The sequence below is a fragment of the Massilia scottii genome (genome assembly GCF_030846495.1).
Classification (GTDB): Bacteria; Pseudomonadota; Gammaproteobacteria; order Burkholderiales; family Burkholderiaceae_D; genus Telluria_A; species Telluria_A violaceinigra.
This window is the reverse complement of the sequence record NZ_JAVCWM010000002.1, coordinates 224,017-246,489: the sequence shown is the minus strand read 5'-3', so window position 1 is coordinate 246,489 and position 22,473 is coordinate 224,017. Positions and strand designations below refer to the sequence as shown.

The following is a 22,473-nucleotide window of genomic DNA, read 5'->3' as shown; positions in this document are numbered from 1 at the left end:
TTGACCTACATCAACTACTTGGGCTGACGACGGGCGCTCGCGCCGTTACAGTCGGGGCTAGTGCCCATCGGGCATCGATCAACGCTTTGCCACGGAGTGTCACGTGCCGCACCTTTCTCATGACGACATCAAGCAATTCGACCTGCAGTTGCGGCTGGGGCGCGAGGCGCTGCTTGGCGCGATCCGCAATCGCCTGCACCAGGGCGACGGCCCGGGCGAGATGGCCCTGGCCAATCCGTACGCCGACGTGCGCGAACAGGCCGAGGCCGACCTGCTGGCCGACACCGACATCGGCCGGCTGCAGCGCGAACTGGCCGACCTGCAAGCCATCGACGAGGCGCTCGCGCGCGTCAGTGCCGGCAGCTACGGCACCTGCACCGGCTGCGGCGGCCGCATCGCCGTGCGCCGGCTGCGCGCACAGCCGGCGGCCAAGATGTGCCTTTCATGCCAGGAAAACTTTGAACAGCACCGGCAGGCGCCGCCCTGAACGCCGCCCGCGCTGCCAATCACGCCATTTCGTAGTCCCACCAAGGAGAATCACATGTTCAGAACCAACGACAGCATCGACACGGCCAGCAGGGAAATGCGCGCAATGATCAATGAAGCGGAGCAGTTGCTCAAGGCGGCGGGAGCGGCGACCGGCGAGAAGGCCGCCGAGTTGCAAAAGAAGGGAATGGACCTGCTCTCTTGCAGCATCTCGAAAGCGCATGAGCTGGAACGCAAAACGGTCCATTCGATCAGGGACGTTGCCGCTTCCACCGACAAGCTGGTGGCGGCCAATCCGTGGCGCTCGGTTGCCGTGTCGGGCTTGCTGGGCGCCGGCATCGGACTGGTACTCGGCATTGCCCTCGCGCGCGACTGAGCAGCTAGGCCGTCGCCGCCGGCGGCGCCAGGTTCGCGTCGACGGCCGCCACCCGATTGCGTCCCGCGTTCTTGGCGCGATACATGGCGGCGTCGGCGTCGTTCAACAGGGCGCTCCAATGCGGGTGTTTCTCGGTCAGCATCGCAACGCCGAAGCTGGCCGTGAAGCGCAGCGTGCCCTGCGGCGTGGAAACGCGCAGTTGCTCGATGTTGCCGCGCATGCGCTCGGCGCAGTGCAGCGCGTCATCCCTGCTCGTCTCGGGCATGATGGCGACGAATTCTTCGCCACCGATGCGGCCGAAATGGTCGATCGAGCGCAGCGTGCCGGTGCAGGCCGCGACCAGCTGGCGGATCACCTCGTCGCCAGTGGCGTGCCCATGGTCGTCGTTGATGCGCTTGAAGTGGTCGATGTCGAGCATGGCCACGGCCAGCGGCCGCCCATGCCGGCGCGCCAGCGCGACTTCGCGTTCGGCCAGTTCGGTCAGGAAGGCCTTGTTGCATGCCCCGGTCATGCTGTCGTGGCGCGAACTGTACAGCAGCGCCTTTTCGGACAAGTAGGCGCGCTGGCGAAACACGCGGATCGCCAGCATGAGGGTGGCGGCCATGAGCAGCGAAAAAATATACAGGATCACGCTGTTGATGAAACCGAACGGCGTCAGCGTCGCGGCGCTCAGCGCGAAGAACAGCAACGACGGCGCGGCCACGATCGCCATGAAGGTCGGCAGCCGGATCGCGATCGCGGACACGGTAAACAGGCAGGCGGTGACGCCGGCCAGTCCGTACAGCAGGCCGTTGTGCAGCATCGACGCGGCAATGATGATGGCCCCGACATGGGTGGAATAGACGAAGCCGCAGCGCTGCAGCGGCGTCCAGCGCAGCGCCGTGGCGACATAGGCGATCGCGCCCAGCCCCACCAGTGCCAGCCGCACCAGGAAAGTACTGACGACCCGGCCCGGATCGAGGAGGTAATCCCATACCGTAAACAGCAGGATCGACAGGCCGAAGCACGGCCCCAGCACCGGCAGCATCAGCGCCACCGCGGCCTGGTGCTGTTCGGAAAAAATGGCTTCATCTTCGAGCGGCAGCGACCACTCCTTACCGAACCGGCGATCCATCCCATGCTCCTGGTCTGCGCATGCCTCTTTATACATCAATTGAAAGGAATGCTGGATGAAATCACCAATCTATTTTCTGCTTGCCGCGCTCATCGCTTGCTGGCCGACGCGTGGGCCACGGCGCAGCTGGTGCTCGGCGAGCGCGACGGCCCCGCACTGGCGCGCGAACGCGGCATCGATGCGCTGTTCGCGGTGCGCGACGGGCTACGGCTTGAGGACATTCTGATTGCATCCTGATGGAGTTTAATAATGAAGAACATCCGTGTATTCGATCCGGCGCTGTGCTGCAGTAGCGGAGTTTGTGGTGTCGACGTGGACCAGGCGCTGGTCGGCTTTGCGGCCGACGTGGCCTGGGCCGGCGCGCAAGGGGCGCGCATCGAGCGCTTCAACCTGGCCCAGGAGCCCATGGCGTTCGCCGCCGATGCGACCGTGAAGGCTTTTCTTGTGCGCTCCGGCCACGAAGCGCTGCCGCTCATTCTGGTCGATGGCGACATCGTCATGGCCGGTCGCTACCCCCAGCGCGCCGAACTGGCGCGCTGGGCGGGAATCGCGGTGCCGGCCGACACGGCGGGCCCAGGCAGTTGCTGCCCCGGCGGCCGTTGCGGCCAGACGGGCACCCCATGATGAAGTTTCTCGCGCAGCCGCCCCGCTTTCTCTTCTTTACCGGCAAAGGGGGCGTCGGAAAAACCTCGATCGCCTGCGCCACCGCCGTTGACCTGGCCGCGTGCGGCAAGCGCGTTCTGCTGGTGAGCACCGACCCGGCCTCGAATGTGGGCCAGGTATTCGGCATCGACATCGGCAACAAGATCACCGCCGTCGACGCCGTGCCCCGCCTTTTCGCGCTTGAAATCGACCCGCAGGCCGCCGCCCAAGGCTACCGCGACCGCATCGTGGGGCCGGTGCGCGGCGTGCTGCCCGACGCCGTGGTCAAGGGGATTGAAGAACAGCTCTCCGGCGCCTGCACGACCGAGATTGCCGCGTTCGACGAATTTACCGGCCTGCTCACCGACGCCGGCCTCGACGCCGACTACGATCACATCGTTTTCGATACGGCCCCCACCGGCCACACGATCCGCCTGCTCCAGCTGCCGGGCGCCTGGAGCGGCTTTCTGGACGACGCCAAGGGCGACGCATCGTGCCTGGGCCCGCTTGCCGGCCTGGAAAAGCAGCGCATCCAGTACAAGGGCGCGCTCGAGGCGCTGGCCGATCCGCGGCGCACGCGCATGGTCCTGGTCGCGCGCGCGCAGGCCGCCACGCTGCGCGAAGCGGCGCGCACCCATGACGAACTGACGGCAATCGGCCTGTCGCGCCAATACCTGGTCATCAACGGCGTCTTGCCCTGCGCCGAAGCGCACGACGACCCGCTGGCCCGGGCCATCGTCGAGCGCGAACAGGCCGCGCTGGCCGCCATTCCGGCCAGTCTGCAAACCTTGCCATGCGACCAGCTGTCCCTCAAACCGTTCAACCTGGTCGGACTGGAAGCCCTGCGCGGCCTGTTTGCCCAAGCCGCCCCGCTCCCGGCCAATGACGACGACGCGCCGTTTGTTTCTGCGGCGCCCACGCTGGCGGCCCTGGTCGATGAGATCGCCGGCGATGGCCATGGCCTGGTGATGTTGATGGGTAAGGGTGGGGTCGGCAAGACGACCATCGCCGCCGCTGTCGCGGTGGCACTGGCGCAGCGCGGCCTGGCGGTTCACCTGACCACGTCCGACCCCGCGGGCCGGCTGGCCGAAACGCTCGACGGCACGCTGGCCAACCTGACAGTGAGCCGGATCGACCCGCGGGCCGCCACCGAGCGCTATCGGGAACGGGTATTGCGCACCAAAGGGGCCAAACTCGACGCGGCCGGCCGCGCCCTGCTGGAAGAAGACCTGCGCTCGCCCTGCACCGAAGAAATCGCCGTGTTCCAGGCCTTCGCGGGCGTCATCCGGGAAGCGGGCAAGCGGTTCGTCGTGATGGATACGGCCCCGACCGGCCACACACTGCTGCTGCTCGACGCCACCGGCGCCTACCATCGGGACGTGGCGCGCCAGATGGGCGAGTCGGGCGTGCACTTCGTCACGCCGATGATGCAACTGCAAGACCAGCGCCAGACCAAGATCTTGCTGGTGACCCTGGCCGAAACCACGCCGGTGCTCGAAGCGGCGCAGCTGCAAGCCGACTTGCTGCGCGCCGGCATGACGCCATGGGCCTGGATCGTCAACAACAGCGTCGCGGCGGCCCGGCCGCATTCGGCCTTGCTGCGGCAGCGCGCCCGCAGTGAGATGCGCGAGATTTCCGCGGTCGCAACACGCCACGCCGGGCGCTACGCGCTGGTTCCCCTGCTGCGGGCCGAACCGGTGGGCGTCGAGCGCCTATTGGCACTGACGGCCGGCGCGCGTGGGGAAGATTTGATTTAGGTCAAGTGTTGATATTGCTCTAACAGAAACCGACGTCTATATTCAAAGTTCGGTACGCGCGTACGCGACCGGGTGCGGCATGCCCCATGCCATCGCAAGGATTACCGGAGAAAGCCATGCATGGCCAACAGGACACGGGCGCGGCGGCGCCGCCCGTCTTCCGCATACGCGGCCTGAGCAAAACCTACGGCAGCGGCGAGCTGGCGGTACGGGCATTGCGCGAGGTCGACCTCGACGTCGCGCGCGGCGAGTTCATCGTCCTGCTGGGCGCGTCGGGCAGCGGCAAGTCGACCTTGCTCAACATCCTCGGCGGCCTCGACACCGCAACGTCCGGACAAGTGCTGTTCGGCGAGCAGGACCTGAGCGCGGCCGGCGAAGCGGCGCTGACCGCGTATCGCCGGCGCCATGTGGGCTTCGTGTTTCAGTTCTACAACCTCATTCCCAGCCTCACCGTGTTTGAAAACGTGTCCCTGGTAACCGACATCGCCAGCGACCCGATGCCGGTCGACCAGGCCATCGCCATGGTTGGGCTGGCCGCGCGCAGCGACCACTTTCCGGCCCAGCTGTCGGGCGGCGAACAACAGCGCGTGGCCATCGCCCGCGCCATCGTCAAGCGTCCCGACCTGCTGCTGTGCGACGAGCCGACCGGCGCGCTCGACTATGCCACCGGAAAACTGGTGCTCGACGTCATTGCGCGCATCAACAAGGAGCTCGGCACCACCGCCATCGTCATCACCCACAATGCCGCCATCGCGGGCATGGCCGACCGGGTCATCAAGCTGGGCGACGGGCGCATCCAGAGCGTCGAGGCCAATGCGCACAAACTGAGCCCGTCGGAGCTGGCATGGTAAGCGCGGGGAGCCGGGCGTGAAGATGCTGGACCGCAAGCTGCTGCGCGACCTGATGCGCATGTGGAGCCAGGCGCTGACGATCGCGCTGGTGGTGGCAAGCGGCATCGGCGGCTTCTTGACCAGCCTGTCGGCGGTCGACTCGCTCGAACTGGCGCGCGACCGGTTCTATGCCAACGGCCGCTTCGCCGACCTGTTCGCCGGCGTCAAGAACGCGCCGCTGTCGCTCGCGGCCCGGCTGCGCGAGGCGCCCGGCGTGGCCGACGTGCAGACCACGCTGGAACAGGTGGTCCGGGTCGAGCTGCCGGGCGTTGCCGACCCCATCATCGGCCAGCTGATCGGCATGGACCCGCGCCACCCGCACCGGATGAACCTGGTGACGCTGGCGGCCGGCCGGCCCCTGAGCGCCCAGCTGGACGGGCGCGCCGACGCCGACATCGAGGTGCTGGTATCGGAGGCGTTCGCCCAGGCACGCAAGTTGCGCCCGGGCGCCCGGCTGCGCGCGCTCATCAACGGCAAACAGCGCAATTTAACGGTGGTGGGCATTGCACTGTCGCCCGAATTCGTCTTTGCCGGCCTGTGGGGCATGCCGGACGCGCGCGGCTTCGGCATCTTCTGGGTCGACCGCGACGTGCTGGCCGCGGCCTACAGCATGGAGGGCGCGTTCAACCGCGCCGCGTTCAAGCTGGCCCCCGGCGCGGCGCCGGAAGCGGCCATCGCGGCAGTTACCACGCTGCTCGAACCGTACGGGGGACGCGAAGTGTTCTCGCGCACCGAACAGGTGTCGCATGCCATGCTGGACAATGAAATCAAGCAGCAACGCGTGATGGGCACGATGCTGCCGGCCATTTTCCTCGGCGTGGCCGCCTTCCTGCTCAATGTGGTGCTCGCGCGCCTGGTATCGACCCAGCGCGAGCAGATCGCCACGCTCAAGGCGCTCGGCTATGCCAACGCCGCCATCGCGCTGCACTACCTCAAGCTGGTCCTGCTGATCGTGCTGGCCGGACTGGTGCTGGGCATCTTGATCGGCAAGGAACTGGGCTACCTGCTCACGCGCCTGTATGCCGAATCGTTCCACTTTCCCGCCTTCGAGCACCAGCTCACGCCATCGCTGTTGCTCATTGGCGCCGCCATCACGGTGGCGACCGCGTGCATCGGCACGCTGCATGCCATCATGGCGACGGCGCGCCTGGCGCCGGCCGAGGCCATGCGCGCGCCGGCGCCGGCCCATTTTCGCCGCACGCTGCTCGAACGGCTGGGCATCAAGCGGGTTGGCACGGCGCTGCGCATGGTGCTGCGCAACATGGAACGCCGGCCGGCACGCAGCGCGCTGGCCAGCGCCGGGGTGGCCGCGGCCGTGGCCATTGTCATCATGGGCAGCTTCTTCCGCGACGCGATCGAACTTGTCATCGACAACCAGTTCACGCTGGGCCTGCGCGGCGACATCACCGTCTGGACCACCGATCCGGTCGACGACAGCATGCGCCATGGTTTGCGCCGCCTGCCCGGCGTGCGCCACGTCGAGTCGCTGCGCTTCGTCACCGTCAGCGTCGGCAACGCGCAGCGGCGCGAGCGCACCATCATGCGCGGCTACGCCGGCAGGCCGGAACTGTACCGGGTCATCGACATGGCGCAGCGCGAAACCCTGCTGGACGGTCGCGGCCTGGTGCTGACCGACCGCCTGGCCGACAAGCTCGCGCTGCGGGTGGGCGACACGGTGCGCATCGAGGTGCTGGAAGGACGGCGCCGCACCCTGCTCGTCCCCTTGCGCGCCACGGTCGACGAAATGTTCGGCCTGAATGCCTACATCGAGCGCGAGGCGCTCAATCGCCTGATGGGTGACGGCGACCTGAGCACCGGCTTCGTGCTGTCCGTCGATCCCGGCTTCGAGGCGCGGGTGCTCGAAGCGAGCAAGGCCATGCCGCGCATCGCCGGCGCCTGGAGCAAGTCGACCATGCTGCGCAACATGGAAGACATCACCGCCCGCAACATCCGCATCATGAGCGCCATCCTGACCACGTTCGCCAGCGTCATTGCCGTGGGCGTGGTCTACAACAACGCCCGCATCGCGCTGTCGGAGCGGGCCTGGGAACTGGCCAGCCTGCGCGTACTTGGTTTTACCCGGGCCGAGGTGTCGGCCATGCTGCTGGGCGAAATGGCCATCATCATCGGGCTGGCCCTGCCGGCCGGCATGCTGCTGGGGCGAGGCATGGTCGGCATGCTGGCCGAACTGATGAAATCGGACCAGCTGCATTTTCCGGTCGTGATCCTGGCCCGCACGTACGCCTGGGCGGCGCTGAGCGTGCTGGTGGCCGGCGTGGCCAGCGCGCTGGTCGTGCGGCGCCGGATTGACCGCCTTAATCTGGTCGAAGTGTTGAAAACAAGGGAGTGACATGATTGCGCGTCGATGGTGGTATGTGGGAGCCGCGGGGGCCGGCCTGATCGCCGCGCTGGCGTGGGCATTTGCGCCGCGGCCCCTGCAGGTGGAGGCCGCCGGCGTCACCGTGGGCCGCTTCGAGACCGCCATCGAGGAGGACGGCAAGACGCGCCTGCGCGACCAGTACGTGGTATCGGCGCCGCTGGCCGGCGTGGTCGGGCGCATCGTCTTGCGCGAGGGCGATCCGGTCGCCGCCGGTGCCGTGGTGGCCACCATGCGGCCGGCCAGCGCGCCGCTGCTCGACGAGCGCGCGCGGCGTGAACTGCAGGCCCGCCTGGGCGCCGCGCAGGCGCAGGCGCGCGGCGCGGCGGCGGCGCTCGAACGCGCGGCCGTGGCCTTGCGCGGCGCCGAGCGCGATGCCCGGCGTGCCGTGCAGCTGGCCGGCGCCGGCTATGTCGCCCCCAGCATGCTTGAAGACGCGCAACAGGCAGCCCTGGCCGCCACCAAGGAATACGACAGCGCCGCCGCCCAGCGCCAGATGGCGCAGTACGACGTGGCCCAGGCCCGCGCCGCGCTTGACGTGCGCGGCGCTCCCGACAAGGCCGGCACCGCCAGTGTCGCGCTCCATGCCCCGATCGACGGTCAGGTGCTGCGCGTGATCCAGGCCAGCGAAGCGGCAGTGGCGCCTGGCGCGCCGCTGCTGGAAATGGGCGACCCGCGCCAACTCGAAGTCATTGCCGAACTGCTCACCGCCGACGCCCTGCTCTCCCGTCCCGGCAGCGAGGTGCGCATCGATCGCTGGGGCGGCCCGGTATTGCGGGGCCTGGTCAGGCGCATCGAGCCGGCCGCGTTTACCAAGATATCGGCGCTGGGGGTGGAGGAACAGCGGGTCCGGGTGCTGATCGACATCCTGGAGCCGCCCGCCAGGGCCGACACGCCGGGTATCGGCTATCGCGTCAACGTGCGCATCCTCACGTCCCGCGCCGAGAACGTGCGCAAGGTGCCGGTGAGCGCGGTGTTCCCGCTGCCGGGCAGCGCCGCAGGAGACGCTGGCGGCATGGCCGTGTATGCCGTGCGCGACGGGCGCGCGCGACTGGTGCCGGTGCGCCTGGGAGGCCGCAACGACCGCGAGGCATGGGTGCTGGACGGCCTGGCCGACGGCGCCCAGGTCGTCGTCTATCCGCCACCCGAGGTGCGCGACGGCGCCCGCATCAGCGTGCGCGCGGTTGGCCGGCCCTTGTGAGCGCAGCGAGCAGCGTATCCTTTCATCGGCACACCGACAAGAAGAAGCAATGATATGAGCGAGCGGAACGACATGCGCAGCGGGGGGCCGGCTTTCCAGAGCATTCGGCAATTGGAACTGGCGGAGACATTTTTCGAGCATAGCGTCGCCTGCCTGGTCATATTGGACCGCGACTACAATTTCATCCGCGTCAGCGGGTATTGACCGCGCTGCAAGAGGTGGAGTCGCATACCGTCCGCAGCAATTTTTCCGCCGCACGCGAACTGGTCGCACTGCTTCCACACTGGTTCCTGTTTCACTGGGTGCACATGGACACGACACTGGTCGTGGCGGCCGACCTGGCGGCGTCCGCCACCGCCCCGGCGCCGCCATCGCATCAGCCGGCCCAAGGCGCCTTACCCGCCCGCGCCCTTTCCTGAGGCCAAAGATGGACAAGCGCAACAAGTCAGCATTGGCACGCGTGTGTTGTCTTGGCAGTACTGGTCGCCGAATTGATGGTACTGCTCCGGCGTGTCGGTCACCATTGCCGGCGCGTACGCGAACACGTGAAACTCGGGAGTGATGCTGGACTTGCTCGCGCTCCGTCGTGCGGATCGCCTCCGTCGGGAAGCAATCTCATCTGGTGCCTGCAATACAGGGCGCATCAGCGTGAATTGATGTGCATCACAAAAACGCCATTTTGCGCGCGGGAGCACGGGCATCTTTCCAGGCATGTCGGCCAAACCTGATCCACCTCAAGTATTGGCAATGACAATATGCAAGATCTCACCTACATTGGTGATCGCGCGGTGCAGCCTGTTGCACGGCGCACGCCATCTTTCGTCAATGTGCCAGCCCAGGAGACCAGCATGCCCGACTATCCCAACGCGCCGCAGCGGCAATCGGACGATCCCGCGACCGAATCGTTCGCCGGATTGACCCGTTACGAAAGACATTCGGAAATACGGCAGATTTCCTACTACCTGTCGGGCAGTATTGTGCAGTCGAATTATTACAATGAACTGTTCTATACCTTGCGCACCGCCACCGAAACAGATTTGATCTACTTGCATCTGAATACCTGCGGGGGCGACTTCGATACCGGTCTGCAGATTATCAACAACATGCAGGCATCGAGCGCGCGCGTGGTCGCGGTACTGGAAGCGCGCGCGTATTCGATGGGCGCCTTTATCTTTTTGGCCGCCGATGACATGGTGGTGCATGATAATTGCCAGCTTCTGTTCCACAATTATTCAGGGGTGTTCTCGGGCAAGGGGAACGAGCAGCAAGCCCAAGGGATGGCACTTGCCAGCTGGTTCGAGAAATTCATGGAGCGCATCTGCCAGCCCTTTCTCACCATCACTGAGATAAAAAGCATCTTGAAGGGCGCGGACATGTGGATGGACTCGGACGAGATCCGTCACCGGATGGCACGTATGCAACGCGCGCAACACAAATTGATGACGCCCCACCTGGAACGGCACGGCGCCGCGCACCGGACAGCGCAAGCGCCGCTGATCGACACGGCAGCAACATGACCAAGTCGTTCGCATGCCTATCGCCAGTTCCCGACGCATCAAACCTTCGCCTCCTTTTGCAGGCGACGCAATAGGCTCAGGCATCGGGATGAGGAGCGAAACACGCGCCTTGTGATGCGCGTGGCCACGACTTCATCGAGCTCGACGCGGCGCGCATCCGCGTCGCCGCCGTGGCCGAGTCTCGTTAACAAGCTAAGCCGCATGATCAATAAGAAGGATGAAATTGCGCAACTCAGCAAAATTTCATTAGAAAAAGCCCTGTAAAAACAGGGCCTTATCTCTCACCAAGAGGGGAGCAATGTTTCCAAATGGGAACTCACTCCCATTCGATCGTCGCTGGTGGCTTCCCGGAAATATCGTAAACGACACGGTTGATCCCGCGCACTTCATTGATGATCCTGTTCGACACCTTGCCCAGCAGGCTGTGCGGCAAGTGCGCCCACTGTGCCGTCATGAAGTCCAGCGTCTGCACCGCGCGCAGCGCCACCACATATTCGTAGGTGCGGCCATCGCCCATCACGCCCACCGACTTGACCGGCAGGAACACGGCAAACGCCTGGCTGGTCGCTTCGTACCAGTTCTTCGGCGCCGCGCCCGCATCGATGCTTTCCAGCGCCGGCAGGTCGCACGGCGTGTTGCGCAGTTCTTCGATGAAGATGGCATCGGCCTGGCGCAGCAGGTCGGCGAAGTCCTTCTTCACTTCGCCGAGAATACGCACGCCCAGGCCCGGACCCGGGAATGGATGGCGGTACACCATATCGTGCGGCAGACCGAGCGCCACGCCGAGCTTGCGTACTTCATCCTTGAACAGTTCGCGCAGCGGTTCGAGCAATTTCAGGTTCAGCGTTTCCGGCAGGCCGCCCACGTTGTGGTGGCTCTTGATGGTCTGGCCTTTCTTGCCCTTGCCGGCGCTTTCGATCACGTCCGGATAAATCGTGCCTTGCGCCAGCCACTTGGCGTTCTTCAGCTTGCCCGCTTCGACCTGAAACACTTCGACGAACTCGCGACCGATGATCTTGCGCTTGGCTTCCGGATCGGCCACGCCGGCCAGATGGCCGAGGAACTGGTCTTCGGCATCGATGCGCAGCACTTTCACGCCCAGGTTCTTGGCGAACATGTCCATCACCATCTTGCCTTCGTCCAGGCGCAACAGGCCGTGGTCGACGAACACGCAGGTGAGCTGGTCGCCGATGGCGCGGTGAATCAGCGCCGCCGCCACGCTCGAATCGACCCCGCCCGACAGGCCGAGGATGACGTCGTCGGTACCGACCTGCCCGCGGATCTTGGCGACCGCTTCGCTGATGTAGTCGGGCATGTTCCACTCCGACTTGCAGCCGCAGATTTCGTGCACGAAGCGGCCCAGCATGGCCTTGCCCTGCGCCGTGTGCGTCACTTCCGGATGGAACTGCACGCCGTAGAAGCGGCGCTCCTCGTCGGCCATGGCGGCCACCGGGCAGCTCGGGGTATCGCCCATCAGCTTGAAGCCCGGCGGCATGTCGAGCACCTTGTCGCCGTGGCTCATCCAGACCTTGAGCATGCCGTGGCCTTCGTCGGTGACGAAGTCGTTGATGCCGTTCAGCAGCGTGGTGTGGTTACGCGCACGCACTTCGGCGTAGCCGAATTCGCGCACCAGGCCGTTTTCGACCTTGCCGCCCAGCTGGGCCGCCATGGTCTGCATGCCGTAGCAGATGCCCAGGACCGGCACGCCCAGCTCGAACACGGCCTGCGGCGCGCGCGGGGCGTCGCCTTCCAGGGTGGAGCTGTGGCTGCCCGACAGGATCACGCCGGCGGCGCCGTAGTTGCGCACGAATTCGTCGCTGACGTCATACGGGAATACTTCGGAGAACACGCCGGCGTCGCGCACGCGGCGGGCGATCAGCTGGGTGACTTGGGAGCCGAAATCGAGAATGAGGATTTTAGAGTGCATGTAGGGCCAGGAGAAATGACAAAATTGGTGCCGTTGGGCGGCGCTCTTGGGCGAGGGATGCCCGCGCCAAAAACAACGCGGCGAACTTGTCGCCGCGTTTTGCTCGCATTTATTCGCCGGAACGGTAGTTCGGCGCTTCTTTGGTGATCTGCACGTCGTGCACGTGCGATTCGCGCATGCCGGCCGAGGTGATCTCGACAAACTCCGCTTTTTCGCGCAGTTCGTCGATGGAGGCGCAACCGCAATAGCCCATCGACTGGCGCACGCCGCCGACCAGCTGGTAAATGATCGCCAGCACGCTGCCCTTGTAGGCAACGCGGCCTTCGATGCCTTCCGGGACGAACTTGTCGGCCTTGGCCGCCGCATCCTGGAAGTAGCGGTCGGCCGAACCGTCCGCCATCGCGCCCAGCGAACCCATGCCGCGGTAGGATTTATAGCTGCGGCCCTGGTACAGGATCACTTCGCCCGGCGCTTCTTCGGTACCGGCGAACATGGAACCCATCATCACGGTCGACGCGCCCGCGGCCAGTGCCTTGGAAATATCACCCGAGAAGCGGATGCCGCCGTCGGCGATGCACGGCACGCCGGTGCCGGCCAGCGCCGCTGCCACGTTGGAGATCGCGGTGATCTGCGGCACGCCCACGCCTGCCACGATACGGGTGGTGCAGATCGAGCCAGGGCCGATGCCGACCTTGACCGCATCGGCGCCATGTTCAACCAGCGCCAGCGCGGCGGCCGCCGTGGCGATGTTGCCGCCGATGACGTCCACGTGCGGGAAGCGCACCTTGATCCACTTTACGCGGTCGAGGATGCCCTGCGAATGGCCGTGGGCGGTATCGACCACCAGCACGTCCACGCCGGCCGCGACCAGCAGCTCGATGCGCTCTTCGTCGCGCTGGCTCACGCCGACGGCGGCGCCGACCAGCAGCTTGCCCTGCGCGTCTTTGGACGCGAACGGGTGCTCGTGCGACTTCTGGATATCCTTGACGGTGATCAGGCCGCGCAGCTCGAAGTCGTCATTGACGACCAGCACGCGCTCCAGGCGGTGCTTGTTCATCAGGCGCTTCGCTTCGGCGGTGTCGGCGTCTTCCTTGACGAACACCAGCTTCTCGCGGGGAGTCATCTTGGCGCGCGCTTCGGCGTCGAGCTCTTCTTCAAAACGCAAGTCGCGGTTGGTGATGATGCCGACCACGGTCTTGCCTTCCACGACAGGGAAACCGCTGATGCCGTACTGTTCGGTCAGGGCGATCACGTCGCGGATCTTCATGGTCGGCGGAATCGTGATCGGGTCGCGCAGCACGCCGGCCTCGAAACGTTTTACGCGCGCTACTTCGCGGGCCTGGTCCTTCGGCGACAGATTCTTGTGGATGATGCCGATGCCGCCTTCCTGCGCCATGGCAATGGCAAGGCGCGCTTCAGTGACCGTATCCATCGCTGCGGACAGCAAGGGAATATTCAGGGCAATATTACGGGTCAGGCGGGTCTTGAGGGAGGTGTCGGCTGGCAGGACATTCGAGTAAGCCGGGACGAGCAGCACATCATCGAACGTGAGTGCTTTTTGAAGTAGACGCATAGCATTTTCCTATTGGCGCAAAAGTGAATTATACAGAAGTTCCTGTGCGCCGTCTCTGGATGCCCTCAAAATGCCCGGAAAGCCGTCAAGTTCGTTGACACGGCGGGCAAATCATGGCGAAATCGGGGATTGATTACTAACGGAAAGATTTACATGGTCAACCTTATCGGAAAACGAACATTGCAGCTGCTGGCCGGAGGCGCACTGATGCTGTTCGCTACCGTGTCTTCCGCGCAATACGTGTGGGTCGACGCGAATGGCACCAAGCAATTCTCGGATCGCCCGCCGCCGCCTGGCGTGCCGGCCAAGAATATTATCAAGTCGCCAAGCGCGGCCGCGGCCGCGCCGCAGACGGGCGACGCGGCAGCGCCCCCATCGACGCCGATGAGCGCCGACGACAAGGTGCCGCCAAGCCTGGCCGACCGCGAAGCGGAGTATCGCAAGCGCACCAAGGCCAAGGAAGACGAGCAAAAGAAAGCCGGCGAAGACGCCACCAGGAAGGCCGCCAATAAAGTCGCCTGCGAAAGCGCCCGCAACTACAAGCGCACCCTGGAACAAGGCACGCGCGTGAGTTCGACCGACAAGAACGGCGAACGCAGTTTCCTGGACGACTCGCAGCGCACGGCGGAAATTGCGCGCGCCAACAAGGCGATCACCGAAGCGTGCAAGTAAAGGTAGTTGCGGTAGTTGCGGTAGTTCCGGCTCAGCCTGGCTGAGCCTTTTTTTCAGCCCGCTTGCGGCGCGACTCTTTCGGGTCGGCCACCAGCGGGCGGTAGATTTCGATGCGGTCGCGCGCCCGCAAGACCGTCTCCAGCGGCTTTTTCTTGCCGTACAGGCCAACCGGCTGGAGCGCCAGGTCGATTCCGGGAATGGCGTCGAGCACGCCGCTTTGGCGGATTGCCTGTTCGATCGTGCAGCCCTGCTCCACCGTCAGCTCCTGCAGGTACTCGCGCAACGACGTCGCGTAGCACACCTGGACCGTGAATGTTTCCGTCACTGGATCAACCATAGACCGTCTCGGCGCGCTTGCAGAACGAGTCGACCATGCTGTTGGCAATCACGCCGAACACGGGCCCGATCAATTGTTCGAGTATCATGCTTGAAAATTCGTAGTGCAGGTCGAATTCGACCTTGCAGGCATCGGCCCGCAGCGCCTTGAACGTCCAGGTGCCATCCATGCATTTGAACGGGCCGTCGACCAGCTTCATCTTCATCTGGGTCGGCCGCGTGTTGATGTTGCGGGTTGTGAAGCTTTGCTTCACGCCATGGAAGTGAATTGCCAGGCAAGCGACCAGGATGTCGTCGGTCCGCTCAATGAGCTTCACGCCGCCGCACCAGGGCAGGAATTTGGGATAATCTTCCACTTTGGCCACCAGATCGAACATCTGTTCGGCGCTGTAAGCCAAAAATACTGTTTTGTGTACTACTGCCATTAATCAACCGTTTGCTATGATGTTGGGTATCTTGCATCAGTAGTTTAACCGAACCGCGCGTTTTAGCCATTTCATGAGTATTGTTGACAATAAAAAAGCATTCCACGACTACTTCATCGAGGACCGGTACGAAGCCGGTATCGTGCTCGAAGGATGGGAAGTCAAGGCGATTCGCGATTCGCGCGTCCAGATCAAGGAGGCGTACGTGGTCGTGCGCGGGGACGAGCTGTTCCTGTTCGGCGCGCACATCAGCGCGCTGTCGACCGCATCCTCATTCACCCACCCGGAAGCGGTACGCACGCGCAAGCTGCTGCTGCACCGCGCCGAAGTCGACAAGCTGATCGGCAAGGTCGAGCGTTCGGGCTACACCCTGGTGCCGCTCAACCTGCACTACAAGGGTGGACGGGTGAAGTGCGAGATCGGACTTGCCAAGGGCAAGAAGCAGCACGACAAGCGCGCCACCGAGAAAGAACGCGACGGCAAGCGTGAAGTTGCCGCGGCGATGAAGACGCACAGCCGCTAAATCCGTCCAGGCCTGGCGTCCGCAACACCGTCGCTGCTGCCATTGGCAGCAGCGACGCAGGTCACGCCACCTGCACCGCAGGCCGCGCCATCATCAGGCTCAGGCGCCAGCACAGGAAGCTCAGCACCAGCGAGCCGCCCACCCCGCACGCCAGTTTCAGCGCGCTGTCGAACAGCAGCGGCGCCAGCATGCCCGACACCAGCGCAAACGCCGTCATCTGGATAAACGACATCATCGACGAGGCCAGCCCGCGATTGTCCGGAAACAGCGACAAGGCGCCAACCTGAAGCGCCGGCATCGCCACCGCCAGGCCGAAGGTGTACACCGCCAGCGGCAGCACCGCCCACGGCACCGCCGCCACGAACATGACGTTGTAGGCAATGCTGATCACGCTGCCCGCCCCCATGATGCCGAATCCCAGCCACATCATGCTGGCCGGTGCGATGCGCGCCGTCGCCTTGCCGCCCCAGGCCGAGCCGATCACCATGCCGCCGATCATGGGAATGAACAGCCACGCAAACGCGGTTTCCGGCAGGTGCAGGATATCCATGATGAAATTGGCAGCCGCGCCGATGTACAGCGACAAGCCGCTGAACGCCAGCCCGACAGCGAGCGACAGCAGCAAAAACTGCGGGTGGCGCAGCACCTTGAGATAGTTTTTCGCAATCTCGACGCCATGAAAGGCATGGCGCTGCGTCTTCGGCAAGCTCTCCGGCAAGCCGCGGTACACCAGCAGCAGCATCAGCACGCCGAACACGGCCAGGAACACGAACGTCGAGCGCCAGCCGAAATGCACGTGCAGATAGCCGCCCAGCACCGGCGCGATGGCCGGGGCCAGCCCGAACACCATCATGATGTGCGACATGATGCGCTGCGCATGAGCCTGGTCGTGCGAAAAGCGGTCTTGCACGATGGCCTGGCCGATCACCGGGCCGGCGCCCGCCGCCAGCCCCTGCAACGCGCGGCAAGCGAGCAGCACGCCGAAGCTGGGCGCGAACGCGGCCCCGAGCGAGGCCAGCGTGTACACCGCCAGCGAAATCAGGATCACCGGGCGGCGCCCGAACGAATCGGACAGCGTGCCGTAAAACAGCATCATGAACGCAAAGGTAAACAGGAACACGCTGAGCGTTTGCTGCACCGCCAGCGGACCGACCGCGAATTCCCGTCCGATTGCCGGGATGGATGGCAGATAGGTGTCGATCGCGAGCGCGCCCACCATCCCGATACAAGCCAAAATGACTGTTAACATTCGCTGCATGCCAGACGTGCCTTATTCAAAAACGGCACCGCGACAGTGCGGGCAACCGAGCCCGCAATTTTACCGGCATTTTGGAAACGTCACCGGGCCCGGCGGCGATTGCTACTTGCCTCCTGCCAGGCGCGCTTCGATGCGCTCGGCGGGAATATAGCCCGGGGTCCTGGTATTGGACTGGAACAGGATGGCCGGCGTGCCGTTCAGGCGCAGCTTGCGGTACAGGGCGGCGTTGCGTTCGAGCGGCGTGGCGCAGTCGGTGGCGGCCGGCAGCGGGCTGTTGTCGGTCATGTGCGAGACCCAGGTCTTGGCCGGATCGGGCGAGCACAGAATCGCCGCCGATTTAGTGGCCGAGTCGGCCGCCATGATCGGCACCAAAAAAGTGTAGACGGTCAGATTGTCCACCTTTTTCAGCTCGCCGATGAGCTTGCGGCAGTAGCCGCAATTCGGATCCTCGAAGGTGGCGATCACGCGCGAGCCATCGCCGCGCACGGTCTTGATCGCGTCTTTCAACGGCAGATCGGCAAACTCGAACTTGCCCAGTTCGTTGTTGCGCTGTTCGGTCAGGTTTTCCTGGGTGCGGGTATCGATCGCGGTCACGTCGAAGAGTACGAAGGAGCCGGTTTTGTCGGTATAGATCAGGCCCCGGGGCGTCACCACTTCCAGCAGGCTGCCGAATTTACTAGGTGAAATTCTCTCGATCGGAACAGTGCCCAGCAAGGGGGCGATGGCCTTCTCGACATCGGCGTAAGGCTTGGCGGGTGCGGCCGCATGGGCGGAACCGCCCAGGGCCAGGCCGAGCAAGGCCGCCGGCAGGCTTAATTGAATGAACATGGTGCTCCAGACATCAGGTGGCGGATCGGTAGGAAAAGCGCATCGCCGCAACGCCGGCCAAAGGCGGCGTCGCGGCGCTGCGCCGGTGCATTGACGGTAGCTTAGGGCACCGACGTGCTCTTGGCAACCGCTTGCTCCCACATGCGGATATCGCTCTCAGCCGAATTCATCAGCGGCGCCAGGTCCGGCTGGCGCAAGCCCTGCGTGCGCAGGTCGGCGATAAAATCGGGCAACATGCCGATATGCGCCAGGCCATTGGCCGACCACTGGCGCGTGCCGTTGCCCTGGCAGCTCTCCTTGACGTAGCTGTCCCACGTTGGCGCCGCCAGCGCGCTGGCAGAGCCGAGCAGCAGCACGGACAGCCACGGGAGTGTCGTTAAGTTCTTCATTCCAGATTCTTCATTTCTTCTTTGTTTTGTAAGCGGGTGCATGGCACCGGCGCTGCGCCGGTGCCGGCAAAGCCGATCTGGATGGCCATGCGTCCGGCGGCGCGGTCGAGCAGGCGCACCACCAGCGCGATCGAATGCGGCACCATTTTTTTGGCGACGCCGCGGCGCAGCGCATGGTCGCTCGACGAGAGCACCGCGCCGCCGAACTTGTACGAGTAGGTGCCGCCCTGGGTCAGCATGGCGCGGATGTCGGTGGCATTGGCCGCCAGCGGGGTGAAGTCCGCCAGCGCGGCCAGCACCAGCGCCGGGTCGTTCAGCTTTTCGCTGCTGTAGTAGTCGGTGACCCAGTTTTCCCAGCCCGAGTGGTTGTTCGCCAGCGTGCCGAAGGTGTGGTGCGGCTGCAGCAGGTCGGTGGTGTGCAGCACGAAGCCGAGGGTCTGGGCCGATGGCGCCTGCAGGAAGCGGCTGAAGAAATACTGGCCCAGATTGTCGATCGGCTGGAACGGGAACGCCTGGTAATCCTCGTACATGGCGCGCGTCGAGTAGCTGCCCTGGCGGTAGCGCGCTTCGGTGATGCCATAGCTGTTGTACTTGGACGCGTCGCCGAACCAGCCACCCATGTTGCCGGGTCCGTCGTCGAGGTAGTCGTTGACCAGCCAGGTCGCCGCCAGCGTATCGATATCGCCGGCATTGTTCATCTTCTGGTAGTTGTAGCCGCCGAAGTCGTTGCCATGCACGTCAGCGCCATGGGTATGGCTCTGGAAATGTCGGTGCCGGCCACCGCATAGAAGTTCTTGGGCAGGGCCGGGCGTCCGGCCGTGCCGTACATCCAGGTGGCGTTGTAGTTCGCCATCCAGCTGACCTGCTGCATGCGCACCGCGTCCGACTTCTGGCCCATCAGCCAGCCCAGCGAGGACTCGAAGACGTTGCCGCTGATGGTGGCGTCGGCCAGCGGGGTGCCCAGCGACGACGGCGCCAGCGCGTTGACCCAGCGGATGGTCTTGATGATGCCGGGGAAGCGGCTGTCCTGGGTCGGGTTCGACATCAGCCAGCGCATCATGTTGCCGCCGTGGGAATGGGTCTCGACCACCATGTCGGTGATGTTATTGGCGGCGATGAAGGCGCTCAGTTGCTTGCCGAGGCAACCGCTCGCTTCCGGCGCCCACGCGTACTTGGAAAAGTCGCAGGCCACGACCACATACAGCGCGGGATTGGGCAAGCCCTTGCGCACCGCGTCGATCATCTCGCGGGTCCAGTAGTCGTTGGTGGCGTCGGGGTGGTTACCGGTGCCATGCACAAATGCCACGCCGGTGTTGCCGGCGCTCGCCGCCACGGGAAAAGCGGCCGCCAGCGCTCGTTCAGAACCATGTTGTCTCCCTGTTTTTATCGTAAAAGGTGCGGCCGGGCCATGAGTGGCCGGCCTCCGTTACGCAGGGAAGGAAAAGGTGAGTCGTCCGTCCGCGCATCGGGACTGCTACGATGCATCAGACGGAGTTACCGATTGAATACGAATAGAGGATACCGGCCCCGATGTATTACAACTACAACAGCGGCGGCCGGAGGGGAAGCGGGCGAAGCGGAATGAGCGGGTGGACTGCGCTCTACGGCATCTTCATGCCGAAGCGTTCCATGCGCGGCATCCAGTTGCCGTCGATGTCAGCCGACGCCAGGATGCGCTCGGCGCGCCCGATCAGCAGATGGCGCGGCACCATGCCGACCATGCGCGAATCGGCGCTGCGGTCGCGGTTATCGCCCAGCATCATGAACTGATCCCTGGGCACGGTCACCGGCCCGAAGTTGCGCAACGCCATCAGTTCCGGGATGACCTGAATGCGGCGGCGGTGGCCGTCGAAAGTTTCGTCGATGCGCCGGGCGGCGATGGGGGCCGTGTCGGCGAGCGGCTCCATGGCCGTGCCGGCCGCGGCGTAGCTGGCGCTCCGGCCGTTGATGATCAGCTGTTCGTCGCGCATTTCGACGATGTCGCCGGGCAGCGCCACCAGCCGCTTGATCAGGCGGGTGCCGTCGGTGGGCGACGAAAAGGTCACCACGTCGCCACGCCGGGGCTCGCCCACGCGCGCCAGCACCACATCGGTCAACGGGATCTTGACGTTGTACGCAAGGCGGTTGACGAAGACGACATCGCCTTCGAGCAGGTTCGGGCGCATCGACCCCGATGGAATCGGATTCCAGTCCGCGATGGCGGTTCGGAAGACACCGAATAACAACAGAAACATCAAATACCCCTTATTCTCGCGCACCAGCTTTTTCATACCGCCCTCCTCTGTTAATGGTGAACAAAGTTATACGCGGACGATCTTTAGCGATGCTTAACCGGGAGCTGCGCTTGAATACTTGAACAATGTTGCTTGCGAAAAAATTGTATTACTGCCAAAATCCACGCGACGCCCGGCCTGCCCGGGTCTGCCCTATTACTTCAAAAGAATATCCTCATCAGCATGCAAACACGTCCGCTTTACCTCGCGCTTATCCTCGCAACCCTCAGCACCGGCGCTCACGCGGGCCTGAACAAATGCAAGGGGGCCAACGGCCACTACACCTTCCAGAACGCGCCGTGCGATCTGCCTGGCGCGCGCTCGCAGAAGATGCCGACACTGGCCGAACGCAACGCGAAGAGCAAGCTGGAAAGGCAACAGGAGCAACAACGGGAGAAATACGCGGATGACCGTCCGGGCGCCAACTGGGACCCGGCCCGCAAGCCGGGTGCGTCGCTGCCGCCGCTGGCGCAGGCCGCGCCGCCGAGCGCACCGGCGGTGACGGCCAAGTCCGCGCCCGTACCGAAAGCCGCGCCTGGCGCGCCGGCCAAAAGCGACAATCAGCACAAGCTCGCTGCGGAAAAGGTCGACGCCGAGAATGCGAAGATTCGGGCAAGCAACAAGGCGATTGAATGCACCAACGCACGCCAGCAACTGACGCTTGTCCGCCGCGATGGGCGCGTCGTCCAGATCGACAAAAAGGGGGAGCGCCATTATTTGGCGGACGAAAATCGCAATGCAGCCATTGCCGACGCCGAGCGCGGCGTCGCCCGCGCCTGCGGATAAAATCATCTTGGAGCACCGAACCTTGTTCTTGCCCGCTGCACGACAGTTGACCGCATTAATTTCCGAAGAAAATCAAGGTCATCGCGGTAAGGTTGATCAGCATATGGGGCACGCATGCCGCCACGTACGCTTTACGGAGTGATCGGCCGCTCCAGTAAAGATAGGCGTACGAGAAAGCAAAAAATGAGCAGACCGTCCCAAAAAACCACGATAAGGCGAAAAGCCCATGTAAAGCACCAAAAATCAGCGCGCATGTGCCAGCGATCAGACATGGCCGATTGACATATCTGGAAAGGCCCTTAATAGTCAGCCCAAGCAAGAGTGACTCAAGGACTGGGGCAAAAATAATGGTGCCAAAAAATTCGCCCAATGTCGCCGACCGCGGCGGTGGATCAGACATGACGACGTCGAATTGTAAGGCGATCGAATCAGTTGCGACCGATAAGCAAAAAGAAAGAACCAGTGCTGTCGAATAGCTCAGCAAGCAGGTCTGCCATAGGCCGCAGCTCCTGGACTCTGGGGCTATAGAAATGGACGACATGGTTACCTTTGAGTAAGTGACGTGACGTATCGTCGCATTTAGAGCGTGCGAATGCCATACGGCATTTCCATAAACCAATTCCACCTTTGATCGCCATCAAAATAATGGTCAACATCGCCCCCCAATACGGTTTATTAAGCAACATGATTTCCCACATCAATACTGCTCGGCTCTTCCAAACCTAGAGTACAGGTTCTTATCGCCCGATAAGCAACTTAAGGAGCTAGCAATGGAAGAGATGAGCGCAAGCGAAATTGAAGCGGTATCCGGGGGCTTTCGTAAAGCTGCGGTACGATTTGTAGCAACCATGATCTACGAGGGCGTCGGAAGCTATGCCGCGTACTTGATGAGTTCAGGCCCCGGTAACGGCGTCGATATGACGGCCGAGATGACTGCCGTGAATGGAGGCAACTTGGGGGCATGATCGCTCGCGCTACGATTCCAAAATTCGCGCAGCACGCGCGAATTTTCGTTTACATCGTTGACGTAAACGTCAATGCGAAGCGGCCATTGCAGAACATATGAGTAGAAAAATACTGTTCATGTAATAGCACACGAATCACCTTCCAACCAAGAAAGCAA

28 protein-coding genes are annotated in these 22,473 nt (G+C 63.8%); 15 read left to right on the top strand and 13 right to left on the bottom strand.

The genetic code is table 11. The features are described from left to right. Positions 1–103 precede the first annotated feature (103 nt). On the top strand, positions 104–487 hold the full coding sequence (locus tag RBA41_RS03410) for a TraR/DksA family transcriptional regulator (protein ID WP_306621040.1): 384 nt from the start codon (positions 104–106) through the stop codon (positions 485–487). Positions 488–541: 54 nt separating this feature from the next. Next, on the top strand, positions 542–862 hold the full coding sequence (locus RBA41_RS03405; RefSeq protein WP_306621038.1) for an ElaB/YgaM/YqjD family protein: 321 nt from the start codon (positions 542–544) through the stop codon (positions 860–862). Positions 863–866: 4 nt separating this feature from the next. Here RBA41_RS03405 and RBA41_RS03400 read toward each other — a convergent pair whose 3' ends face one another. Next, positions 867–1,976 carry a GGDEF domain-containing protein gene (locus RBA41_RS03400; protein ID WP_306621035.1) on the bottom strand — a complete coding sequence of 370 codons (1,110 nt, stop codon included), beginning with the start codon at positions 1,974–1,976 and terminating at the stop codon, positions 867–869. A gap of 48 nt (positions 1,977–2,024) precedes the next feature. On the opposite strand from RBA41_RS03400, the gene RBA41_RS03395 reads away from it, so the two are divergent. The 9 genes from RBA41_RS03395 to RBA41_RS03355 all read left to right on the top strand — a co-directional run bounded on the left by RBA41_RS03395 (position 2,025) and on the right by RBA41_RS03355 (position 10,360). After that, on the top strand, positions 2,025–2,213 hold the full coding sequence (locus tag RBA41_RS03395; protein WP_374709476.1) for a hypothetical protein: 189 nt from the start codon (positions 2,025–2,027) through the stop codon (positions 2,211–2,213). A gap of 12 nt (positions 2,214–2,225) precedes the next feature. Then, positions 2,226–2,600 carry an arsenite efflux transporter metallochaperone ArsD gene (gene arsD / locus RBA41_RS03390; protein ID WP_306621033.1) on the top strand — a complete coding sequence of 125 codons (375 nt, stop codon included), beginning with the start codon at positions 2,226–2,228 and terminating at the stop codon, positions 2,598–2,600. Then, entirely contained in the window at positions 2,600–4,375 is a 1,776-nt protein-coding gene (arsA, locus tag RBA41_RS03385) for an arsenical pump-driving ATPase (protein WP_306621349.1), read from the top strand. The genes arsD and arsA overlap by 1 nt, the downstream gene beginning before the upstream one ends. A gap of 116 nt (positions 4,376–4,491) precedes the next feature. After that, positions 4,492–5,226, top strand: coding sequence for an ABC transporter ATP-binding protein (locus RBA41_RS03380; RefSeq protein ID WP_306621032.1), 735 nt, complete (start codon positions 4,492–4,494; stop codon positions 5,224–5,226). Between the two features lie 22 nt (positions 5,227–5,248). After that, positions 5,249–7,615: an ABC transporter permease gene (locus RBA41_RS03375; protein ID WP_306621348.1), complete on the top strand. Its 2,367-nt coding sequence runs from the start codon at positions 5,249–5,251 to the stop codon at positions 7,613–7,615. A 1-nt stretch (position 7,616) separates the two neighbouring features. Continuing rightward, on the top strand, positions 7,617–8,843 hold the full coding sequence (locus RBA41_RS03370; RefSeq protein WP_306621030.1) for an efflux RND transporter periplasmic adaptor subunit: 1,227 nt from the start codon (positions 7,617–7,619) through the stop codon (positions 8,841–8,843). Between the two features lie 54 nt (positions 8,844–8,897). Next, entirely contained in the window at positions 8,898–9,047 is a 150-nt protein-coding gene (locus tag RBA41_RS03365) for a hypothetical protein (protein ID WP_306621028.1), read from the top strand. Then, a complete protein-coding gene (locus RBA41_RS03360) occupies positions 9,044–9,262 on the top strand; it encodes a hypothetical protein (RefSeq protein ID WP_306621026.1) in 219 nt (72 codons plus the stop codon). The genes RBA41_RS03365 and RBA41_RS03360 overlap by 4 nt, the downstream gene beginning before the upstream one ends. Before the next feature lie 336 nt (positions 9,263–9,598). Next, positions 9,599–10,360, top strand: coding sequence for a Clp protease ClpP (locus RBA41_RS03355; RefSeq protein WP_306621024.1), 762 nt, complete (start codon positions 9,599–9,601; stop codon positions 10,358–10,360). Positions 10,361–10,676: 316 nt separating this feature from the next. On the opposite strand, the gene guaA is transcribed toward RBA41_RS03355, so the two are convergent. Together guaA and guaB are read right to left on the bottom strand one after the other, a co-directional pair. Continuing rightward, positions 10,677–12,287 (bottom strand): glutamine-hydrolyzing GMP synthase, encoded by a 1,611-nt coding sequence (gene guaA, locus RBA41_RS03350; protein WP_306621022.1) that lies wholly within the window; start codon positions 12,285–12,287, stop codon positions 10,677–10,679. Positions 12,288–12,396: 109 nt separating this feature from the next. Continuing rightward, entirely contained in the window at positions 12,397–13,860 is a 1,464-nt protein-coding gene (gene guaB / locus RBA41_RS03345) for an IMP dehydrogenase (protein WP_306621019.1), read from the bottom strand. Between the two features lie 153 nt (positions 13,861–14,013). On the opposite strand from guaB, the gene RBA41_RS03340 reads away from it, so the two are divergent. Next, positions 14,014–14,532, top strand: coding sequence for a DUF4124 domain-containing protein (locus RBA41_RS03340; RefSeq protein WP_306621017.1), 519 nt, complete (start codon positions 14,014–14,016; stop codon positions 14,530–14,532). A 31-nt stretch (positions 14,533–14,563) separates the two neighbouring features. Here RBA41_RS03340 and RBA41_RS03335 read toward each other — a convergent pair whose 3' ends face one another. Together RBA41_RS03335 and RBA41_RS03330 are read right to left on the bottom strand one after the other, a co-directional pair. Continuing rightward, a complete protein-coding gene (locus RBA41_RS03335) occupies positions 14,564–14,869 on the bottom strand; it encodes an RnfH family protein (RefSeq protein WP_306621015.1) in 306 nt (101 codons plus the stop codon). Beyond that, positions 14,862–15,293: a type II toxin-antitoxin system RatA family toxin gene (locus RBA41_RS03330; protein WP_306621011.1), complete on the bottom strand. Its 432-nt coding sequence runs from the start codon at positions 15,291–15,293 to the stop codon at positions 14,862–14,864. The genes RBA41_RS03335 and RBA41_RS03330 overlap by 8 nt, the downstream gene beginning before the upstream one ends. A gap of 73 nt (positions 15,294–15,366) precedes the next feature. On the opposite strand from RBA41_RS03330, the gene smpB reads away from it, so the two are divergent. Beyond that, positions 15,367–15,816 (top strand): SsrA-binding protein SmpB, encoded by a 450-nt coding sequence (gene smpB / locus RBA41_RS03325; protein ID WP_306621009.1) that lies wholly within the window; start codon positions 15,367–15,369, stop codon positions 15,814–15,816. Positions 15,817–15,877: 61 nt separating this feature from the next. Here the strand turns inward: smpB and RBA41_RS03320 are convergent, their stop codons facing one another. From RBA41_RS03320 to lepB, 6 genes are all read right to left on the bottom strand, one after another. After that, positions 15,878–17,074, bottom strand: coding sequence for a multidrug effflux MFS transporter (locus RBA41_RS03320; protein WP_306621007.1), 1,197 nt, complete (start codon positions 17,072–17,074; stop codon positions 15,878–15,880). Between the two features lie 102 nt (positions 17,075–17,176). Then, positions 17,177–17,902 carry a DsbC family protein gene (locus tag RBA41_RS03315; protein WP_306621005.1) on the bottom strand — a complete coding sequence of 242 codons (726 nt, stop codon included), beginning with the start codon at positions 17,900–17,902 and terminating at the stop codon, positions 17,177–17,179. Positions 17,903–18,003: 101 nt separating this feature from the next. Beyond that, positions 18,004–18,291 carry a hypothetical protein gene (locus RBA41_RS03310; RefSeq protein WP_306621003.1) on the bottom strand — a complete coding sequence of 96 codons (288 nt, stop codon included), beginning with the start codon at positions 18,289–18,291 and terminating at the stop codon, positions 18,004–18,006. Continuing rightward, complete coding sequence (locus RBA41_RS03305; RefSeq protein ID WP_306621001.1) at positions 18,288–19,028, bottom strand: phospholipase C/P1 nuclease family protein; 741 nt, start codon at positions 19,026–19,028, stop codon at positions 18,288–18,290. The genes RBA41_RS03310 and RBA41_RS03305 overlap by 4 nt, the downstream gene beginning before the upstream one ends. Further along, the gene (locus RBA41_RS03300) at positions 18,986–19,597 is read right to left on the bottom strand and encodes a Fes1 domain-containing protein (protein WP_306620999.1); all 612 of its coding nucleotides are present in this window, start codon (positions 19,595–19,597) and stop codon (positions 18,986–18,988) included. Before RBA41_RS03300 ends, RBA41_RS03305 begins: the two co-directional genes overlap by 43 nt. A 295-nt stretch (positions 19,598–19,892) precedes the next feature. After that, on the bottom strand, positions 19,893–20,525 hold the full coding sequence (gene lepB, locus RBA41_RS03295) for a signal peptidase I (RefSeq protein WP_306620997.1): 633 nt from the start codon (positions 20,523–20,525) through the stop codon (positions 19,893–19,895). Positions 20,526–20,747: 222 nt separating this feature from the next. Between lepB and RBA41_RS03290 the strand changes: the two genes are divergently transcribed. Then, on the top strand, positions 20,748–21,350 hold the full coding sequence (locus tag RBA41_RS03290) for a hypothetical protein (RefSeq protein WP_306620994.1): 603 nt from the start codon (positions 20,748–20,750) through the stop codon (positions 21,348–21,350). Between the two features lie 55 nt (positions 21,351–21,405). On the opposite strand, the gene RBA41_RS03285 is transcribed toward RBA41_RS03290, so the two are convergent. Together RBA41_RS03285 and RBA41_RS03280 are read right to left on the bottom strand one after the other, a co-directional pair. Beyond that, on the bottom strand, positions 21,406–21,750 hold the full coding sequence (locus tag RBA41_RS03285; RefSeq protein ID WP_306620992.1) for a CPBP family glutamic-type intramembrane protease: 345 nt from the start codon (positions 21,748–21,750) through the stop codon (positions 21,406–21,408). A 28-nt stretch (positions 21,751–21,778) separates the two neighbouring features. Then, positions 21,779–22,036 carry a hypothetical protein gene (locus tag RBA41_RS03280; protein ID WP_306620990.1) on the bottom strand — a complete coding sequence of 86 codons (258 nt, stop codon included), beginning with the start codon at positions 22,034–22,036 and terminating at the stop codon, positions 21,779–21,781. Between the two features lie 84 nt (positions 22,037–22,120). On the opposite strand from RBA41_RS03280, the gene RBA41_RS03275 reads away from it, so the two are divergent. After that, complete coding sequence (locus RBA41_RS03275) at positions 22,121–22,315, top strand: hypothetical protein (protein WP_306620988.1); 195 nt, start codon at positions 22,121–22,123, stop codon at positions 22,313–22,315. Positions 22,316–22,473 lie beyond the last annotated feature (158 nt).

Excerpts from the sequence above, each read along its gene's own strand:
- RBA41_RS03405 (WP_306621038.1), top strand. The coding sequence starts at position 542 with ATGTTCAGAACCAACGACAGCATCGACACGGCCAGCAGGGAAATGCGC.
- RBA41_RS03400 (WP_306621035.1), bottom strand. The coding sequence starts at position 1,976 with ATGGATCGCCGGTTCGGTAAGGAGTGGTCGCTGCCGCTCGAAGATGAA.
- RBA41_RS03395 (WP_374709476.1), top strand. The coding sequence starts at position 2,025 with ATGCTGGATGAAATCACCAATCTATTTTCTGCTTGCCGCGCTCATCGC.
- arsD (WP_306621033.1), top strand. The coding sequence starts at position 2,226 with ATGAAGAACATCCGTGTATTCGATCCGGCGCTGTGCTGCAGTAGCGGA.
- arsA (WP_306621349.1), top strand. The coding sequence starts at position 2,600 with ATGAAGTTTCTCGCGCAGCCGCCCCGCTTTCTCTTCTTTACCGGCAAA.
- RBA41_RS03380 (WP_306621032.1), top strand. The coding sequence starts at position 4,492 with ATGCATGGCCAACAGGACACGGGCGCGGCGGCGCCGCCCGTCTTCCGC.
- RBA41_RS03375 (WP_306621348.1), top strand. The coding sequence starts at position 5,249 with ATGCTGGACCGCAAGCTGCTGCGCGACCTGATGCGCATGTGGAGCCAG.
- RBA41_RS03370 (WP_306621030.1), top strand. The coding sequence starts at position 7,617 with ATGATTGCGCGTCGATGGTGGTATGTGGGAGCCGCGGGGGCCGGCCTG.
- RBA41_RS03365 (WP_306621028.1), top strand. The coding sequence starts at position 8,898 with ATGAGCGAGCGGAACGACATGCGCAGCGGGGGGCCGGCTTTCCAGAGC.
- RBA41_RS03355 (WP_306621024.1), top strand. The coding sequence starts at position 9,599 with ATGCAAGATCTCACCTACATTGGTGATCGCGCGGTGCAGCCTGTTGCA.
- guaA (WP_306621022.1), bottom strand. The coding sequence starts at position 12,287 with ATGCACTCTAAAATCCTCATTCTCGATTTCGGCTCCCAAGTCACCCAG.
- guaB (WP_306621019.1), bottom strand. The coding sequence starts at position 13,860 with ATGCGTCTACTTCAAAAAGCACTCACGTTCGATGATGTGCTGCTCGTC.
- RBA41_RS03340 (WP_306621017.1), top strand. The coding sequence starts at position 14,014 with ATGGTCAACCTTATCGGAAAACGAACATTGCAGCTGCTGGCCGGAGGC.
- RBA41_RS03335 (WP_306621015.1), bottom strand. The coding sequence starts at position 14,869 with ATGGTTGATCCAGTGACGGAAACATTCACGGTCCAGGTGTGCTACGCG.
- RBA41_RS03330 (WP_306621011.1), bottom strand. The coding sequence starts at position 15,293 with ATGGCAGTAGTACACAAAACAGTATTTTTGGCTTACAGCGCCGAACAG.
- smpB (WP_306621009.1), top strand. The coding sequence starts at position 15,367 with ATGAGTATTGTTGACAATAAAAAAGCATTCCACGACTACTTCATCGAG.
- RBA41_RS03320 (WP_306621007.1), bottom strand. The coding sequence starts at position 17,074 with ATGCAGCGAATGTTAACAGTCATTTTGGCTTGTATCGGGATGGTGGGC.
- RBA41_RS03315 (WP_306621005.1), bottom strand. The coding sequence starts at position 17,902 with ATGTTCATTCAATTAAGCCTGCCGGCGGCCTTGCTCGGCCTGGCCCTG.
- RBA41_RS03310 (WP_306621003.1), bottom strand. The coding sequence starts at position 18,291 with ATGAAGAACTTAACGACACTCCCGTGGCTGTCCGTGCTGCTGCTCGGC.
- lepB (WP_306620997.1), bottom strand. The coding sequence starts at position 20,525 with ATGTTTCTGTTGTTATTCGGTGTCTTCCGAACCGCCATCGCGGACTGG.
- RBA41_RS03290 (WP_306620994.1), top strand. The coding sequence starts at position 20,748 with ATGCAAACACGTCCGCTTTACCTCGCGCTTATCCTCGCAACCCTCAGC.
- RBA41_RS03285 (WP_306620992.1), bottom strand. The coding sequence starts at position 21,750 with ATGTCTGATCCACCGCCGCGGTCGGCGACATTGGGCGAATTTTTTGGC.
- RBA41_RS03280 (WP_306620990.1), bottom strand. The coding sequence starts at position 22,036 with ATGTTGCTTAATAAACCGTATTGGGGGGCGATGTTGACCATTATTTTG.
- RBA41_RS03275 (WP_306620988.1), top strand. The coding sequence starts at position 22,121 with ATGGAAGAGATGAGCGCAAGCGAAATTGAAGCGGTATCCGGGGGCTTT.